Below are 16,603 nucleotides of genomic sequence, written 5' to 3' on the forward strand. Positions count from 1 at the left end.
ATAATACACAACTTCACAATAAGCGATTCATTTCAAATAAAAAAAGCATATACAATTCTATCTCTATGTATAAAATCAACCGCCAATAGAATGCATACTAATCTTACGAATAGGTGCAGCTTGGTAAGCAATATATCCTGCCTTTTTTTGCCAAACCGTATCCAAAATTGTTGCTATCAATTGTTTTCCCTGAGCTTTATCCAATAAATGTCGAACAGAAATACCTGTATTGGCAAACAAACATGTAAATAACTCACCGGTCGCGGTTAAACGCAAACGATCACAACTTTGACAAAAAGGCTTGCTGATGGTGGAAATAATACCCAGTTTAAAACGTTGATTGAGTGTATATATTGTGGCTGGGTCATTATTTCGCTCTAATTTATCGATGCGAAAATGTGGCGAAAGTATATTGATAATGTCATCCTCAACCACGACTTTCTCACGCTTCCAATGCTCAGGTTGATCCAATGGCATGTATTCAATAAATCGTAGTTCAAAGTCATTTTGATAAGCCCACTCAGTTAATGACAATATTTCCTGATGATTCTGTCCATACAGCAAAACACAGTTGAGTTTAATTGGGATATTTGCAGCGTTTGCCGCCTCAATTCCTTTTAATACAGGCGTTAAGGGTTTTTGAGTCATTTTAAAAAAGGTGGCTGGATCAATACTGTCTAAACTTATATTTAGATCATCAAGCCCAGCTTGTTTTAGCTCAACTGCATATTTTTCTAAATAATAAGCATTCGTCGTCATTGAGACACGTTGTAAACCTAAGGGTCTTAACTTATTAAGCGTATAAATAAAATTCACGAGCCCTTTTCGCATCAACGGCTCGCCACCCGTTAAACGAATTTGAGTAATGCCAAGCTTAATCATCACTTCGCAAAATCTATAAAGTTCTTCAAAACTTAAAATATCCTGTTTAGCTAACCAGGTCGGATGATCAGGCATACAATAACTGCATTTAAAATTACATCGATCAGTCAACGAAATTCTTAGTTTTCTTTTGTGTCTTTGAAACTGATCAACTAATTTCGATTCAGGTAAATGTGCTGATAAAATAGATTCAAACTGGCTTTTTGTTTCAGAGCTTATGCTTACAGAGCTTTGTTTTGATACCTTCATCGTTTTATTTCTCAGCACTTAAAAACAGTTTTGCTTCGTTAAAGTTGCGTGGCAAAAATAGATAAAACCAGCAATAACGCCTAATCTAGGTACCCTACACTTGCTCATTCAAAGCCTAATCAACCTTTCTTATTGAACTTTGTTGTAAAACCAGTCCGTATGGCCTTGTTCAGCAATATCATTCACAGATCAACAAACTCGTACCTAAAACCTATCATACAAGCCATTCATCTTCTACTGCCAAGCCCCGATAAATCGATGAAATCTTTTAATCTTCTTTGATCCAAAACGTGGTCGTATTTACCAACGCAAAGGCAAACATAATAGAAACACACCATCCAGGATATCTTGGAGCAAAAGATATCTTTTACGTTGGCAATCTCAAAGGTGTTGGTCGAATCTTTCAACAAACTTTCATCGAAACCTACAGCAAAGTCGTTCGTAAGCTCTATACAACGAAAATACCGATTACAGCAGCAGATCTTTTTAAATGATCCTGTATACCATTTTATCAGTCACAGGATCTACCAATGCTGCGTATCCTGACAGATAGAGGTACTGAATATTGCGGTAAGGTTGAACAACATAATTATGAGCTATGTTTAGCTATCAATGATATTGATCACACAAAAACAAAACCAGCACTCCCACAAACGAATGGAATATGCGAGCGTTTCCATAAAGACGATCTTGCAAGAGTTTTATCAAATTACATTTAGGAAGAAGCTATATAGTACATTAGCGGAATTACAAGCGACTCTAGACGTTTGGCAAAATTCTATAATACTGAACGAACTTATCAGGAGAAAAATGTGCAGTGGTCACACACCACTAGAAAGATTACTGAAGGGAAGCGAATTTAGGCTGAAAAGAATCTAGCTCAAATTTAACCTGACAGACACACTAAAAAAGGGTAACTGTCAGATCAGGTTTGAGCTAGTACATGTAAATTTAACAGAAGTAATTTCTGAGCCATTTCTAATAAAACTTAGTGAATTTAACAAAACAAATATAATTCTTTAACTTTACCTATTTCAAATAGCATCTTTATTAAAATCTTTTCTCCATTGTATTGGACTCATACCAAACCAAGTTTTAAATGCTCGGTTGAAAGAACTTTGTTCGTTATAAGCGAGTAAAGCTGATATCTCATTAATGTTCAATGACCTGTCCTCAAGGTATTGTAATGCCAGTCCTTTTCTAACTTGGTTAAGACGTTGCTTAAATGTATAACCTTGTTTTTGTAATTTGTATTGAAAAATTCTCGTAGGAAGACCTACTTTTTTGGAAACATATTCAATATTGATATTACCTTGATGAATAGCTTTGATAATATTTTGTTGCACCAATTCATCAAATGAATTCACTTCTGGTAGCTCAATCAACAAAATGTCTGCTTGCCTATTTAAAATATTTTTTAAAACAGGATCAGCCTTATTTATGGGCAACTCTAAATTGCTTTTCGCAAAAAGCATTCTTGTTCTATTTTTCGAAAACTCAATATTACAATCAAAATATTTTTCATAAGTACGTGGATTTTTGGGTCGATCGAATACAAACTCCACTTTGTTCAACTTCACAACATTGGGTGCTACAATGATGTTTACAATATTAAAAAATATAGCAATCATTGTCTCATCCGCTAACTTACCTGCTTTAAAGTTTGCATCAAACTCCCATGACACAACAAGGCTTTCATCTTCAATAGAAACTTCCATTTGCATAAAATCATAACAAAGCCTTTGATATTTAATAAAAAAAGGCAGTGCATCATATAAGCTTTCACATGATAAGCCGATGTATCCTAAAATACCTAAATGTGAAGGTTTTACATATCTAGCAATTTCTAATCCTAGAGATGGTCTATTATATTTTTCTTCAATTGCTTTCAACATTGCTAACCATTCAGTGAATGGAATTCGTTTGTCTTCATACAAATTGTTTGCAATTTTAGCGACATTTAAATTTTTTTTTAAAATAAAAAGCTCTAACAAATCAATTAAACCGCTCGTCACAGACTTTAAACTATAAATACGCTTCATCTTTAATTTTCCCTGTACATCTAAAAAAGATTAATCGCTAAGCATCAGATTTTATTAGAACATATAGAACTATACCAAGGTTCTATATCATTAGCTAAATGGGTTCAGATTTCTCTGAAAGTGAATTGCATTACCATCATCATCAAGAAAATCAAAGCTAAGTGTATATAAATTATCATTTTTATTAAGTTCACCAGCTATTTCATAACGTTTAGTTGAATACGGGTAGCACATCATGTCCATTTCTGATTGTATATATATTTTTTGAGAAAGACTTTCAATTTTTAAGTTGATCAATGAAGCATGATAAGGCGTGGGATTTTCACACTCGATATAATTTTTTTTATCTTGTTCAACGATTTTGAAATGTATTTTTTCTACAATCATTTCAGGCAACATTTTTGCGATCTGTTTAGGACGATAAAATAATTTAAGCTGAGTATTCATTGCTAAATTCATATACGCAGCTTGATCGCTATGGCGCTTAATCATTGGTATTTCATATAGATTTAACCAAAAAACAGTCTCTCTATCGTTTGGTAGAGCCTTGCCATTATACAAAATTCTAAGCCCGTGAATGTCATTTGATGCGAGTTTTACAAAAGGTGGTAATATTAGAAACGGCATATTATTAATATCAGGATCCCCTTCTCCTTGATCAACCCATGTTTGTAGAATAATAGGATAGTCATTAGTATTTGCTAACATTAGACTTTGCTCATGCTCACCGTCCTTAAAAACTATCCGTGTTTTAGCAGCCAATACCCCAGCTTGACATAGAAATGAATAAAACAAACAAATACATAATAGTGTAAATTTTGTTATTTTCATTACTGCACCTTAATTAATACATATGCTGTGGAATTAACTTTTCCAGCTTTAATCGGTTCAGTTCCAGGTAGTTTTTTTAAGATTGCGGTAAAATTATGTAGATAATGCGTATAGCCTGATTCTGTTGATGCCCCTGTTTGTGCTCCACTTAGTACAGGATACCAACCTGCAGCTGTACCCCCACCTGCTAAACCTGGCTGACCAACAAAATTCATATCTGTCCCAGTATTTGTGTTTTTTAAGAAAATTCCTACACCTTTTGCTGATTGTGCATCAGTATAATTATCTGAGAGTAAAGCAGTCACACCATTTTGGGCATTTACTAAACCTAATTGTTGTGCTGCTGCAAATGCACCATTTGAAGTCTGTATTCCAATAGCAGTCTGATTACTTGCTGTACCTGAAGTAACTTGATTGGAACATTCAATAGATACATTAAAGTTCTCTTGTACAGATTGATTTGCACCAAGCGCTAGAGTATTAATCGTATTGAAAAAAACAATAGGAGTCGCATTGCGAGCAACACAAGTTGGCTGATTCGAAAGTGAGTTTCCAGTGCGCATTCCATAGCCTATCCCATTATTTACTCCCCAAAATCTATAATTTGTATTCGAATCTTCTCCAACATTATCACTGGTTAAACCTGGTCCTTTTAATTGAATATATGCATTAGGCTGTATACAAGTATATGAACCCACCGTGATTTGATTGTCTATACCAGTTCCACAATAAGCGCTACCTGAACCAGACTGAGGTGCTAAACGGCTAACTCTATAGAGTTCTGCATAAAGCGATGGGATATCTTGTAGTCTAATTCGTATTTTACTTCCGACAGTTTGGTAATTTTTGACTGGCAAGGATTTCCAATAGCGAGTTAAAACTACCCCATCCATTGTTTGTTTAAGACCAACATACTTATAGTAAGTTGCATATACATTGGGAAGCCCATCATAGAGTCCACCCAAATCCCAATAGCCCCCTACTCGATCATCGCCATTTGTAGCAACCAAAAATTGGATATTCGGTAAATCTGTAAGGTCACACTCCCAAAATACTGTCGAGGCATTCGCTCCACCATAGGTATAACTTGTTGGAGGAACAACAGCACTCCCCATTAAACTCCCAATAGGTTGTAAATATAAACTTGTTAAGTTTACATTTCCAAACACAATGGGTGCAGTAGTACCATCAGTTGCTAGAAAGTTTCCTACTTTTGTACAGTTAGCATGGGCAAAGATAGATAAAAAGAATCCCAATAAAATTAATATTTTGAATTGTATGCGGATCATTTCAACTCTCCAGATTTACACGTTTCTTCCAGACGAATAATCGTTTGTTTAAGAAGTTCATCATTCAGCTGATAATGAACATCACATTTCTGATCTGATTCTTCGCCCCATTTGACAGTTAGAACCCCTTGCTTTGCTGGAGTACGAACATACATTTGACCACTTTGCCCCACCATTCCAATCACATTATTTTGCAAATCAATTACATCAGCACCTAAAGGAACAAATTCATCAGCATCCAATTTTGCTTGGATGAGTAATGGATAACCCATTCTGGTTTTAAACTTTACTTTTACCGCTGCACCAGCATAGGGAACAATACGTTGATCATTTGTTTCAATCTCAACACGATCAGAAATGCCTTTTGGTTCTAATGAAATATTGTTATAGCGATAAGGTGTAATTGCAGGAATCAGCGCATAACCTTGATGATTAATTCGTGTACCTTGACCATTGAAGAGTCGTGCACCTTCAGCGCCTTTGGCTTCAACTAAAGCAAAAGTTTCACCAAGGTATGGACCAAATGTGATCCCTCCAGAATGCACCGCTAATGCGCCTTGCAGATTAGTTGAAACTTGCCAGTAGTTATCACTCATTGAAGCATTTAGACCTAAATTACTATTGTCTAGACGTTTATTGAGATTTGTATTCCAAGTCGTCACTTGCATATTTTGATCATGGCTGAGACCTACTGCATAATTCAGTGATTGATCCTGAGTTAAGGAACCAGACAATGTACTTTGATAAAACTCTTTAGCGTTTTCAGCATGTGAGTAAGCTAAATCTAAATTCGGTAAATTTGCTTTTTTGTATCGTCCTAAAGGAAAGCTCAAGGAAAGATTCACTGAGGTATCTTGACGATTATCAAGTAGTTTTGAATCTATTTCATCAAATCTATTGTTGATGATATTGTCATAAGCATAACGTTGTCGCATTACAGCCAGATTGAGCGTCAAACCATTTTGAAATGCTTTGCCGTATCCAATTTGTGCCTGCACATCATTATCACGACCATCACGGTAGTTTTGTGCTGATCCTGATAAAAATAATATCCCGTAATCACCAAGGCTTTGGTTCAGCGTAATTTCAAAACGGGAGCGTTGTTGGTAAGTCGATGACTCCCAACGATAACCATGTTTATAAGAATTCCTCAGCCCAATAACATCGCCTAGATCTCTATATCCTTCAGTTGAATAACGATAGCCTGCTAAAGATACTGTCGTGTTGGTAGGCTGAAAAGTCTTACTATAGGTCAGGTTAGTCATCCAACCTGTTATTATATTCTCATCAGGTAAACTTGCTCTAGAGTAAGTTAAGTTAGCACCAAAAGCACCGATATGTGATGCATATGTTCCGCCTAAGAGGCCAGCTTGATAACCATCTGCTAGCCGTAATCCTGAATTTAAAGTGACGCTATTACTTATTCCTCGTTGATAAGTAAGATTAGAGAAAAAAGTGTCCTCTCCAATATCACGAGTTTTCCCTACATCTAAGTTATAACGTGAAGCACCTAAACGTAGAGACTCAGGTACAGCTGAAAATGGAACACTAAACTGAGAAATCGTTCCATCAGCTTCTCTAACTTTAACGATTAAATCACCATTAAAATTTGTAGGATATAAATCAGAAATTTTAAACGCGCCTGGCGCTACTGTTGTCTGATAAATCTCCTTACCATTTTGCAATATAGAAACATTTGCATTGGTTTTAGCTATACCTTGAATCGTTGGTGCATAGCCTCGTAATGAATCAGGTAACATCCTTTCATCGGAACTAAGGCTCAATCCATTAAAACTTAACCCTGAGAAAAACTTTCCAGAACTATAGGTCTGCCCTAAAGTCAGTACACCTTGAATAGGTTCTATAGGGCGAGAAATATAACTACGAATATTGGTCCATTTTGTCCCTATTTCTGGACTATAATTAATATTAGACTGTTGACGATATTGCCATTTTCCAATGTTTACACCACCATTTAATGATACGTATGCAGCAGATTGAGTCTGCGAATGGTCGTGTAATTGATATGAAGTATGATAATAATTACCCAGATAATTGATAAAGCCAATACTTTCACCCGCATCCCATTGGGATGCATTAACATAACCCCGTGGAATATTATGCATATCATTTTGAGGGATACTAATATCAAGTCGAAGCTTTTCAAAATTAAAATCTATTGAGCTGGATTGAATATAATTTGATAAGAGAACACATTGATCTTGCTGTTTTTTAATATTTATCAAAATTTGCTCTGAAATTCCTAATTTTTCTATAGCAACTAAATCAAAACATGGTGAAATATTTTTTTGTTGGTCTTCTACAAACTTTAAATCCATACGTTCAATAATTTGCTTGTTAACAAAAACATCCACTTTGTAAAAGCCTGGCAATATATCTTCTTTTTCACTTAGACGTTCTAATAGCTTAATTTGATGATCAGATTGTCCACGGAATAATGCTTGATCAAATATATATTCACCATCGTTATTAACATGATCATTTGCATCGGCAGAATTATTACCACCAATCAAGTAACCTACTAAAAATATAGACAATAAGCTTCTACGGCCAAAATATTCAGCAAACATAATATTATACTCGCTTATTATTTATCCAGAGGAATCTCGTGGACGACTAAAGCACCATAATCATTAACAAGGGTAAGTTTAATTTTTGAATCTTTTAAACTATGCGTATTATTATTTATTACCCAATTAACTTTAGCTTTTGGAGCAATTAAGTCATTTTTTTTCACCACGATTTCGCTATTTCCAGCAATCAAACTTAATTCTTTAATATTCACATAATATTCAGACGAATTTTGAATGTTTAATTGCTTTTTTGTTCCATCATTTTCCAAGGCAAATTGAACTTTTTTATAAGCATCTGCTGTAGAACCTTTCAAATTTTTAGGACGGTAAAAAACCTTGACACGATTCTTAAATACAATCATTAAACGGCTACTATCGCTGTCTTGTTTTTTTAGCGCAGGAAACTCAGAAAAATTCAAATAAAACAGTGACTCAACATCCTTTGAGACATTTTCCTCACCCGTAAATATTAAGCGTACAGTTTGTCCAGTATTTGGATTTATCCGGAAAATCTGTGGACTAACAACAAAGGGAGCTTTGCTTTTTTCAAGAGTAGAGTCTTCATCCCCTTCATCTAGCCAAATTTGTACAAGGTTTGGATATTGATCTTTATTTTGTAAGTAAATCGTCTTTTCATTTTGGCCATCAGGAAAAATTACACGTGTTCCTGTAAGAACTACACCTGAGAAGGCAGCGGACATTATGGTTAAGCCACCAATCAAAATATGACTTTTTATAATATTGACGATCCACCTACTCATTTTTACCACTCCAACCAAAAAATTGATTGATCTGCTACTTAAGTAGCAGATCAGATAAAACCCTATTGATAGCTTAAGGTGTATTCAACAACTGAGGTCACAGCACCTTGTGTTGCACCACCAACTTCAGAAATATAACGCGCACCAAAATCATGGCTGGCACTTGTTGCACCATTGAGTAATTTCAGACCTTCAACAGCTGTTGGCCCATTTAAAACAACTGAAGTTGTTCCAGCAGCTTCTTTAGTCAACTGAATCGCAACATTAGTAGCAGGATTAACTGTTGCTACATTGCCTAAATTGCCACTCGTAGTTACTGAGTGACCTAAAAATTTTGTTTTAATATCAAGATCTGAGCTAGGTGCAGTACATCCTGTGACATTAATCGTAAAAGGTGTCAAACCTGCTGTGGCACCAGAAGAAGTTAACGTATTTGCTGATACCGTAGGTAGTAAAACCACGCCATTGGTTCCACCATTGATTGAAGCCTGACAGGTTTGATCTGTGACTTCCCCTTGAAATGTTACAGTCGGTGCAGCATTTGCAAGTCCTGTAACCATTATGCTCATAGTTGCTATTGCTAGAAAACGATTTACTAAGTTCATGAATACACCTTTAAATGATAAATAAAGCAGAATGGAACTATGGGGATAATAATCTTTAAGCGATAAACAATTCTTTACATTTCACACAAATTACTTATACATTTAAAACAAATTTTCTTAAAAATTTAAATAGAAATTTATTATTTTAAAAAATTATTTATTTAATTCAACTAGATAAATTTACTCAAAACCCACAAGAAAAAGAGTGATAAGTTTAACAAAAATAATAAAATACCCAATACAAGACAAATTATTGAATTTTAATAATGACTTAAAGAAATAAAATGAAATCAATCATATTTATCAGTTTATTATTCAAATTTATTTATCAAATAACTTGATAAATAAATATTTTTCAAACTAAAATAAAAACAATCAAACGCTAAAAAGGAAATAACCTGAATGAATTTTTATAAATCTATTGCTACAGCCTCAATAATCTTCGTATCAATTAACACTTCAAATGCTCAAAATTTTCAATCATGCGAATCAAAACAACAAGAAATCGAAAGTAAATTAAAAATTGCAATACAACATAATAATACATACGAAATAAATGGTCTTAAAAAAGCACTAAAAGAAAATCAGATACATTGCAATAATGTGACATTAAAGCAAAAAACAGACACTAAAATCAAAGAAAAAGAAATTAAAATACAAAAACTTAAATCAGAAATACAACTAGAGCAAAAATCTGGAAATTTAAATAAGATTAAAAAGAAAGAACGTAAAATTGAAGCCTTAGAAAATGAAATAAAAACATTAAAATCTCAATAATTAAAAAGGGAAATTCAGTTCCTTTGAACTGAATTTCCAATATACCTTAAATATTTTCCTTATCTAAACTCATTTTTAAAGTAAAATATAAATATTCATAATCTTTACTTGTCGCTTCTTTCAATACTTTTTTAATTTGTCCATCATTCCAACCTTGATATTTAACTCTCGTTAAGAAGATAGAAATGAGAATAAATGCATGATCACCTTTCCTTAGATAAGTTCGATTATATTTTCGTTTAACCTTTGTGCTTGATTTTGACAAAACAATAATTACTTAAAAAAACTGGACGTTAAAGTTTAAAATTATTGATTATTATTTTCTTTACATCTTAAACATTTTGTTTATCATCTAAAACAAAAATGCTAAATAATCAGAAAAATTCTATAAATATAAATACCTTACATTAAAACCATTAATCATACTACCATTTCAAATTAAGTAATCAATTGTTTAACTTCCAAACATAAATAAATATAGATGCTTTAATTTAGCGTAATTAATTGTTTTTAAAAAATATTGATCATCTAATAATAAAAACGGAGTCCTACTAGATGAGCTTTAAATTCCAGTCCATGATCTCAAAATTCTCAATAGTGGTTTTGGACTTCCGTAGTAAATCTTGATCCTTTTCCTTCAAAAATAAGGGAAATAACCTTTTTCGGTATACCATTATTTTCATACTAACCTTTGATTTTAACTCCAATAATTTTCGATTCCATAAAAATGATTTCGACCATTTGCAAAGTGCGTAGAATGATAAATTGATTGCTGCACTTTTCATTCCAAGGAATTAAGAGATATTGGATTCACCCAAGAGATATCATTGACAATATTCCAGGCTATAAACATTCGAATGCCTTTACCAACAAACAAAGACTTATTTTAGAATATGCGGAAGCAATTAATTTTTTTCTGAAAAAATTGAAACGGTTAGAGAGAGTTTAACTGATCATTTTAATGAGAAAGAGCTAGTTGACCTAACGGCAAGCATTTCTTTGATGGGAGCATTAAATAGATTAAGAATCACGCTAGGTGATAGAGATTAATCAAACAATCGATATAGTAAAAACTTCATAGCCCTCACTTAAGGGCTTTTTAGGCAGTTACAAAGACTCTCCATATTCTATATAGCCATCTTCTACTGCAGGAATAATTTCTACAAGCTCAAAATATGGAGTCGAAAATATTTCTGAGTCTCTAAGTGCATCTATTACAAAATAGTATTCCTGTAAAGATGATGTCTCGAAAACTGCAATATCGCTAGCACGAGCATTAAATGCCTCTGCATCATACCAACGGACTTTAACAGATTTATATTTTTTCAATATTTCTTGAATTGTCTTTTCACCTAAGTTATTACGATATTCTCTGGGCAGTGCAAGCCAAGTGGGCAATGCCTTTAAATGAATAAAAAAAGTAAATATTTTAGACATAGTTTCTCCATTAATTATTGATTTCAATTGATATATGATTTTGCTTGTAATGAGTGAGTGACCAAATCATTATATGAGTCATTACTCACATTTAATACTCGCATTTTTTACCATGACAGAAACCTTTCCAAACCCACGTAAAAGGCCGCGACAAGCGCGTTCAGTAATCACATTTGATATAATTCTGGAGGCAGCAGCTCGCATTCTTGAATCAGATGGATTCTCTGGATTTAATACCAATATTGTGGCAGATACTGCTGGAGTGAGTATTGGTAGTCTGTATCAATACTTTCCTTCAAAAAATGCATTAATTGTTGAACTCATAAGACGAGAAAGAGATCAACTTTATAATAGTGTCTTAAAAATTATTGAACAAAATGAGCGGTTAGATTTAAAAACGCTATTGAAAATGATTATAGAAAGAGCAGTATTTCATCAATTGAGTCGTCCTAATTTAGCGTTAATACTTGAATCTGCCTCAATATTTATCGGAAAAGATTATGAAGAAGAGTCTTTTCAATACAAATTAGAGGAAATATTGTCTAATCTTCTATCTAAATTTCAAATTACTGATGCACTCAAGACTGCAAGAGACATTATCGCCATCAGTAAAGGGATGATTAATACAGCGGGTATGACTGGTGAATTTGATGTAGAAGATCTACAGCGACGAGTTGAAAGAGCAATATATGGTTATTTAGCCCTTATATAAAGATAAAACTGAGCAGTCCAAGTCTCAATTTTAACAATATCACTTTTTAAGATATCCCCCTTCTTCATCTTATCAATAGTACGAGCAGATCATGCCATTTTCTTTTTGTTGCTAATTTCCGCACTCATCTTCGGATTCCTTTTTGTGAATCAGCCTCAATTTGTTAAGATGACGACCGAGAGAAACCAATTTGTTTCCTCACACATTGTTGACTCAATTTTGGCACGAACAAAAGTACTCTAAAGCTATGCTTTTTCCTTTGCTTAGGTCAGATTTGCACAGAAGTTGTTAGAATTGGTTAGATTGCCAAACTTTCAAAATAAACTTATTTATTATTTAAATTTAGAGATTTAACATACATGAATAGCATGGAAACAATGGCTGACTTATCCTCCCACACCCCTATGATGCAGCAATATCTAAAAGTAAAAATGCAGCATCCACACTCTTTAATGTTCTATCGCATGGGCGATTTTTACGAACTGTTTTTTGACGATGCTAAAAAAGCCGCAAAACTTTTGGGTATTACCCTCACTCATCGTGGTAAAGCCAATGGTGAACCTATTCCAATGGCGGGTGTTCCATACCATGCTGCAGAAGGTTATTTGGCGCGTTTAGTTAAAAAAGGCGAAGCGGTTGTCATCTGTGAACAAATTGGTGAAGTCACAGGTAAGGGACCTGTTGAACGCGGTGTAGTACGAATTATTACCCCTGGAACATTGACCGATGATGCCCTGTTAACCGCAACACAAGCATCGAATCTTGTTGCAATCTGCTTTCAACAAAACCAAATTGGTATGGCACTGCTGGATTTAAGTGCGGGTATTTTTAAAGTTCAACAACAAGATTTTAAATCTGAAAGCTTGGCGATTGAATTGGCTCGCTTAATGCCAAGTGAGATATTGGTCGATGAAGACATAGTCGACCCAAATATTATTGAAGATATTAAACGACAAATTGAATGCCCGATTACCAAACGGCCTAATGTCGATTTTAATTTAAATAACGCACAAAAAACCTTATGTGACCAATTCGCAGTTTCCACACTTTCTGGTTTTGGTATTGACCATCTACCCTTGGCTAAAGCGGCTGCTGCTGCACTGATTCATTATGCCAAAGAAACTCAAAAAACTGCGTTACCACATATTCGTTCAATTAAATTAGAACAAAGCTCAGATTTTATTGCACTTGATCCTGTTACACGCCGTAATTTAGAAATTATTGATCCTTTATTTGAGCACGGCACTTCGCTGTTTAGCTTAATCAATGACTGCCAAACCGCAATGGGCGGACGATTACTGGCACGTACCTTGATGCAGCCCATTCGTGATACTCAAATCTTAGATGCACGTTTAGATGCAACGGATACTTTACTCAAAGGCTACCATGAAAGTCCTGTTCGCTTAGTCTTAAAAGAAATTGGCGATATTGAACGGGTTTTAAGCCGTGTTGCACTTGGCAGTGCACGTCCTCGTGATTTGGTGCAGCTTCGTCAAGCATGTGCACAAATCCCATTCTTAAGACATGCAATCCAACCGATTCTTGAGACTCAGCAATCTAAATTGATTGTACAATTGAATGAAGAATTGGGCGATTTTAATGGATTACACCAACGTTTACTGTCTGCGATTGTTGAACACCCACCTGTATTATTGCGTGATGGCAATGTAATTGCAGAAGGCTTTGATGATGAGCTCGATGAACTGCGTAAAATCCGTGATCACGCAGGCCAATTTCTGATTGATTTAGAAATCAAAGAGCGAGAAAACACGGGCATCAATACCCTGAAGATTGGTTATAACCGTGTTAGTGGTTACTATATCGAACTCACCCGTGCTCAAGCTGAACAAGCGCCTGATCATTACATCCGTCGTCAAACACTGAAAAATGCCGAGCGTTATATCACCCCAGAATTAAAATCTTTTGAAGATAAAGTACTTTCCAGTGAATCACGTGCACTTGCGCGAGAAAAACTACTCTTTGAAATGTTACTGGAAGAATTAAGAGCAGATATTGCCAATTTACAAATGATGAGTGCATCGATTGCCCATATCGATTTATTGGCAAACTTTGCCCATCAAGCCCGTTTGAATAATTGGAACCGACCTGAATACAGCCCAGAAATCGGGATCAAAATTACCGCTGGTCGACACCCTGTAGTTGAATCACTCAGTAAAACGCCATTTACCCCCAACGATACCCTACTCGATTTCAATCATCGTATGGCGATCATTACAGGGCCAAACATGGGCGGAAAATCGACCTTTATGCGTCAAACTGCACTGATTAGTTTGCTGGCGTATTGCGGCAGTTTCGTCCCTGCTAAAACAGCGAAGTTAGGACCGATTGACCGTATATTTACTCGAATTGGCTCTGCTGATGATTTATCTACGGGTAAATCTACCTTTATGGTGGAAATGACCGAAACATCTCAAATTTTGCACCATGCAACCAATCAGTCTTTGGTGCTTATGGATGAAGTTGGTCGTGGTACAAGTACTTATGATGGACTATCTCTAGCTTGGGCATGTGTGCTTGATCTAACCAAACGAATCAAATGTCTATGCCTCTTTGCCACACACTATTTTGAATTAACTGAGCTTTCAAAAGAAGTGGCAATTGATAACTACCATGTGACGGCCAAAGAGTTAAATGGTAATTTGATTCTATTGCATAAAGTTCAACAAGGTCCTGCCAGTCAAAGTCATGGTTTACAAGTTGCAAAACTTGCGGGGATCCCTGCGGGGGTGATTAAAGAAGCGCAAAAGCGTTTAAAAATTTTAGAGAAACAACAACAGCAACAATTGCAATCCGTTGTGCAAAATGACTTATTTGCAGAAGTTGAAACCGTTGAACCTGAAAAGCTTGAACACATCATTGAGATTGAAAAAGTCGTTGAAGTTGAAAAATCATCACCTGTACTCGATGCTTTAGCAAATATTGATGTCGATGATTTAACCCCTCGCCAAGCGCTAGATCACCTCTATGCATTAAAAGCAGCACTAAATGCATAAGCAGTAACAGCTTTCCAGTCTAAGTAAGTTTGAAATTCTCTACTTAGGCTGGAAATAACTTGAGTCTATTGATCTTTAAATAGCAATCTAGACGATAATTTAAAGCACTCCATAATGAGTAATTGAATGCTAAGTTTTAGGAGAATAATATCAATATTTCACTCAAGCCCCTGCAGCTTTCCGATATAGATCTCATTTGGCAACATATTGATCGACGTGAATTAATCACTCAAATGTATCTACAACAAAAGCAAAAATTACATTTGGTCGATTGTTTTTATGATGTGCAAAGCTGGGGTGAATATCATTTAGAAAATGATCCCCCGTTGTTAAAGCAGCATCTTATTCAAGGTGGACTATGTGTGGGTGCATTCAATCAATTGAATCGATTAATTGGTGTGCAACTGGTATCCAATCAAGTCATCAAAGATTATCCAGATGCGAAGCTATTACAATATTTTTATGTCGATGCAAATCATCAAGGTCTTGGTCTTGGTACACAGCTCATGCACTCTGCGATAAAATCAGCTGGGCAACTTGGTGCACAACAACTGTATATTTCAGCAACACCAACCCAGCGTACTGTCGACTTTTATCTTAAACAAGGCGCGCAGGTCTTAGAAAAACCTGATCAGCAATTATGGGAATTAGAACCCGAAGATATTCATCTTATCTATACATTGTCATGATCTAACGGATACTAAAAATACAGCTCTAAATAATTCTAAAGATGATGGCTGACTAAAAAACCAGCACACGAAGGTAATAACCCCATTTCGCTTCTGTGATTTAGTCTCATATTTATGTTCTTTTTTGAATATGTTTAGCATTTTTTCACCTATGGCCACATCAAAATAACAGCGCATATTTTAAAAAATGCATAATTCTTCACAAGTTAGGAGAATTTTCTATAAAAAAAATTGATTTAGCAGGTTCTTCTATATTAAATATCAATAAAAGCAATTGTTAGTTTGCGGCGTTTTCCCTAAAATACAGCATTATTAATTAGAACCATATTTTTAGGTAGCTGACGCCATGACCTTTGTTGTCACTGAAAATTGTATTAAGTGTAAATATCAAGACTGCGTAGAAGTATGTCCAGTAGACTGTTTTTATGAAGGTCCAAATTTCCTAGTCATTAGTCCAGATGAATGCATTGACTGTGCGCTATGCGAACCTGAGTGTCCTGCAAATGCAATTTTCTCTGAAGATGAACTCCCTGAAGGTCAAGAAGTATTTATTGAACTAAATGCTGAACTTGCTCAAAAATGGCCAAACATTACTCAAATCGGTGATCAACCTGAAGATCGTGAAGAGTGGAATGGTAAAGCCGATAAATTACAATACTTAGAAAAATAAGTATTGTATAAAAAAGATCAGCTTAGGCTGATCTTTTTGCATTTTAATATG

General features: G+C 34.9%; 13 protein-coding genes and 2 pseudogenes. 7 read left to right on the forward strand and 8 right to left on the reverse strand.

Translation table 11 applies throughout. From position 1 onward, the window contains the following. Positions 1 to 75 precede the first annotated feature (75 nt). On the reverse strand, positions 76 to 1,131 hold the full coding sequence (gene moaA, locus ACQ7EO_RS14200) for a GTP 3',8-cyclase MoaA (protein ID WP_434277770.1): 1,056 nt from the start codon (positions 1,129 to 1,131) through the stop codon (positions 76 to 78). Between the two features lie 323 nt (positions 1,132 to 1,454). On the opposite strand from moaA, the pseudogene ACQ7EO_RS14205 reads away from it, so the two are divergent. Further along, positions 1,455 to 2,021, forward strand: a pseudogene (locus ACQ7EO_RS14205) (integrase core domain-containing protein); the annotation flags it as partial. A gap of 144 nt (positions 2,022 to 2,165) precedes the next feature. On the opposite strand, the gene ACQ7EO_RS14210 reads toward ACQ7EO_RS14205, so the two are convergent. The 6 genes from ACQ7EO_RS14210 to ACQ7EO_RS14235 form a co-directional block, all read right to left on the reverse strand. Next, positions 2,166 to 3,173, reverse strand: a complete 1,008-nt coding sequence (locus tag ACQ7EO_RS14210) for an AraC family transcriptional regulator (RefSeq protein ID WP_004820352.1) — start codon at positions 3,171 to 3,173, stop codon at positions 2,166 to 2,168. A gap of 90 nt (positions 3,174 to 3,263) precedes the next feature. Next, positions 3,264 to 4,004, reverse strand: coding sequence for a fimbrial biogenesis chaperone (locus tag ACQ7EO_RS14215; RefSeq protein ID WP_434277772.1), 741 nt, complete (start codon positions 4,002 to 4,004; stop codon positions 3,264 to 3,266). Further along, positions 4,004 to 5,293 (reverse strand): fimbrial protein, encoded by a 1,290-nt coding sequence (locus tag ACQ7EO_RS14220; RefSeq protein WP_434277774.1) that lies wholly within the window; start codon positions 5,291 to 5,293, stop codon positions 4,004 to 4,006. Before ACQ7EO_RS14220 ends, ACQ7EO_RS14215 begins: the two co-directional genes overlap by 1 nt. Next, entirely contained in the window at positions 5,290 to 7,884 is a 2,595-nt protein-coding gene (locus ACQ7EO_RS14225) for a fimbria/pilus outer membrane usher protein (protein ID WP_434277775.1), read from the reverse strand. Before ACQ7EO_RS14225 ends, ACQ7EO_RS14220 begins: the two co-directional genes overlap by 4 nt. A gap of 17 nt (positions 7,885 to 7,901) precedes the next feature. Next, positions 7,902 to 8,648, reverse strand: coding sequence for a fimbrial biogenesis chaperone (locus ACQ7EO_RS14230; RefSeq protein ID WP_434277776.1), 747 nt, complete (start codon positions 8,646 to 8,648; stop codon positions 7,902 to 7,904). A 62-nt stretch (positions 8,649 to 8,710) separates the two neighbouring features. After that, a complete protein-coding gene (locus ACQ7EO_RS14235; RefSeq protein WP_270384586.1) occupies positions 8,711 to 9,253 on the reverse strand; it encodes a fimbrial protein in 543 nt (180 codons plus the stop codon). Between the two features lie 402 nt (positions 9,254 to 9,655). Between ACQ7EO_RS14235 and ACQ7EO_RS14240 the strand changes: the two genes are divergently transcribed. Continuing rightward, positions 9,656 to 10,030: a DUF1090 family protein gene (locus ACQ7EO_RS14240; protein ID WP_239046022.1), complete on the forward strand. Its 375-nt coding sequence runs from the start codon at positions 9,656 to 9,658 to the stop codon at positions 10,028 to 10,030. 770 nt (positions 10,031 to 10,800) lie between these two features. Next, positions 10,801 to 11,080: pseudogene (locus tag ACQ7EO_RS14245) on the forward strand (carboxymuconolactone decarboxylase family protein); the annotation flags it as partial. A 57-nt stretch (positions 11,081 to 11,137) separates the two neighbouring features. Here the strand turns inward: ACQ7EO_RS14245 and ACQ7EO_RS14250 are convergent. Continuing rightward, positions 11,138 to 11,467, reverse strand: coding sequence for a darcynin family protein (locus tag ACQ7EO_RS14250; protein ID WP_004820336.1), 330 nt, complete (start codon positions 11,465 to 11,467; stop codon positions 11,138 to 11,140). A gap of 112 nt (positions 11,468 to 11,579) precedes the next feature. Between ACQ7EO_RS14250 and ACQ7EO_RS14255 the strand changes: the two genes are divergently transcribed. From ACQ7EO_RS14255 to fdxA, 4 genes are all read left to right on the forward strand, one after another. Continuing rightward, positions 11,580 to 12,179 (forward strand): TetR/AcrR family transcriptional regulator, encoded by a 600-nt coding sequence (locus tag ACQ7EO_RS14255; RefSeq protein WP_270384582.1) that lies wholly within the window; start codon positions 11,580 to 11,582, stop codon positions 12,177 to 12,179. A 359-nt stretch (positions 12,180 to 12,538) separates the two neighbouring features. Continuing rightward, positions 12,539 to 15,193 carry a DNA mismatch repair protein MutS gene (mutS, locus tag ACQ7EO_RS14260; RefSeq protein ID WP_434277779.1) on the forward strand — a complete coding sequence of 885 codons (2,655 nt, stop codon included), beginning with the start codon at positions 12,539 to 12,541 and terminating at the stop codon, positions 15,191 to 15,193. Positions 15,194 to 15,348: 155 nt separating this feature from the next. Further along, the gene (locus tag ACQ7EO_RS14265) at positions 15,349 to 15,882 is read left to right on the forward strand and encodes a GNAT family N-acetyltransferase (RefSeq protein ID WP_434279621.1); all 534 of its coding nucleotides are present in this window, start codon (positions 15,349 to 15,351) and stop codon (positions 15,880 to 15,882) included. A 346-nt stretch (positions 15,883 to 16,228) separates the two neighbouring features. Beyond that, a complete protein-coding gene (fdxA, locus tag ACQ7EO_RS14270) occupies positions 16,229 to 16,552 on the forward strand; it encodes a ferredoxin FdxA (RefSeq protein WP_004721686.1) in 324 nt (107 codons plus the stop codon). Positions 16,553 to 16,603: the final 51 nt, after the last annotated feature.

Source organism: Acinetobacter sp. CE-15 (assembly GCF_051059255.1).
GTDB lineage: Bacteria > Pseudomonadota > Gammaproteobacteria > Pseudomonadales > Moraxellaceae > Acinetobacter > Acinetobacter guillouiae.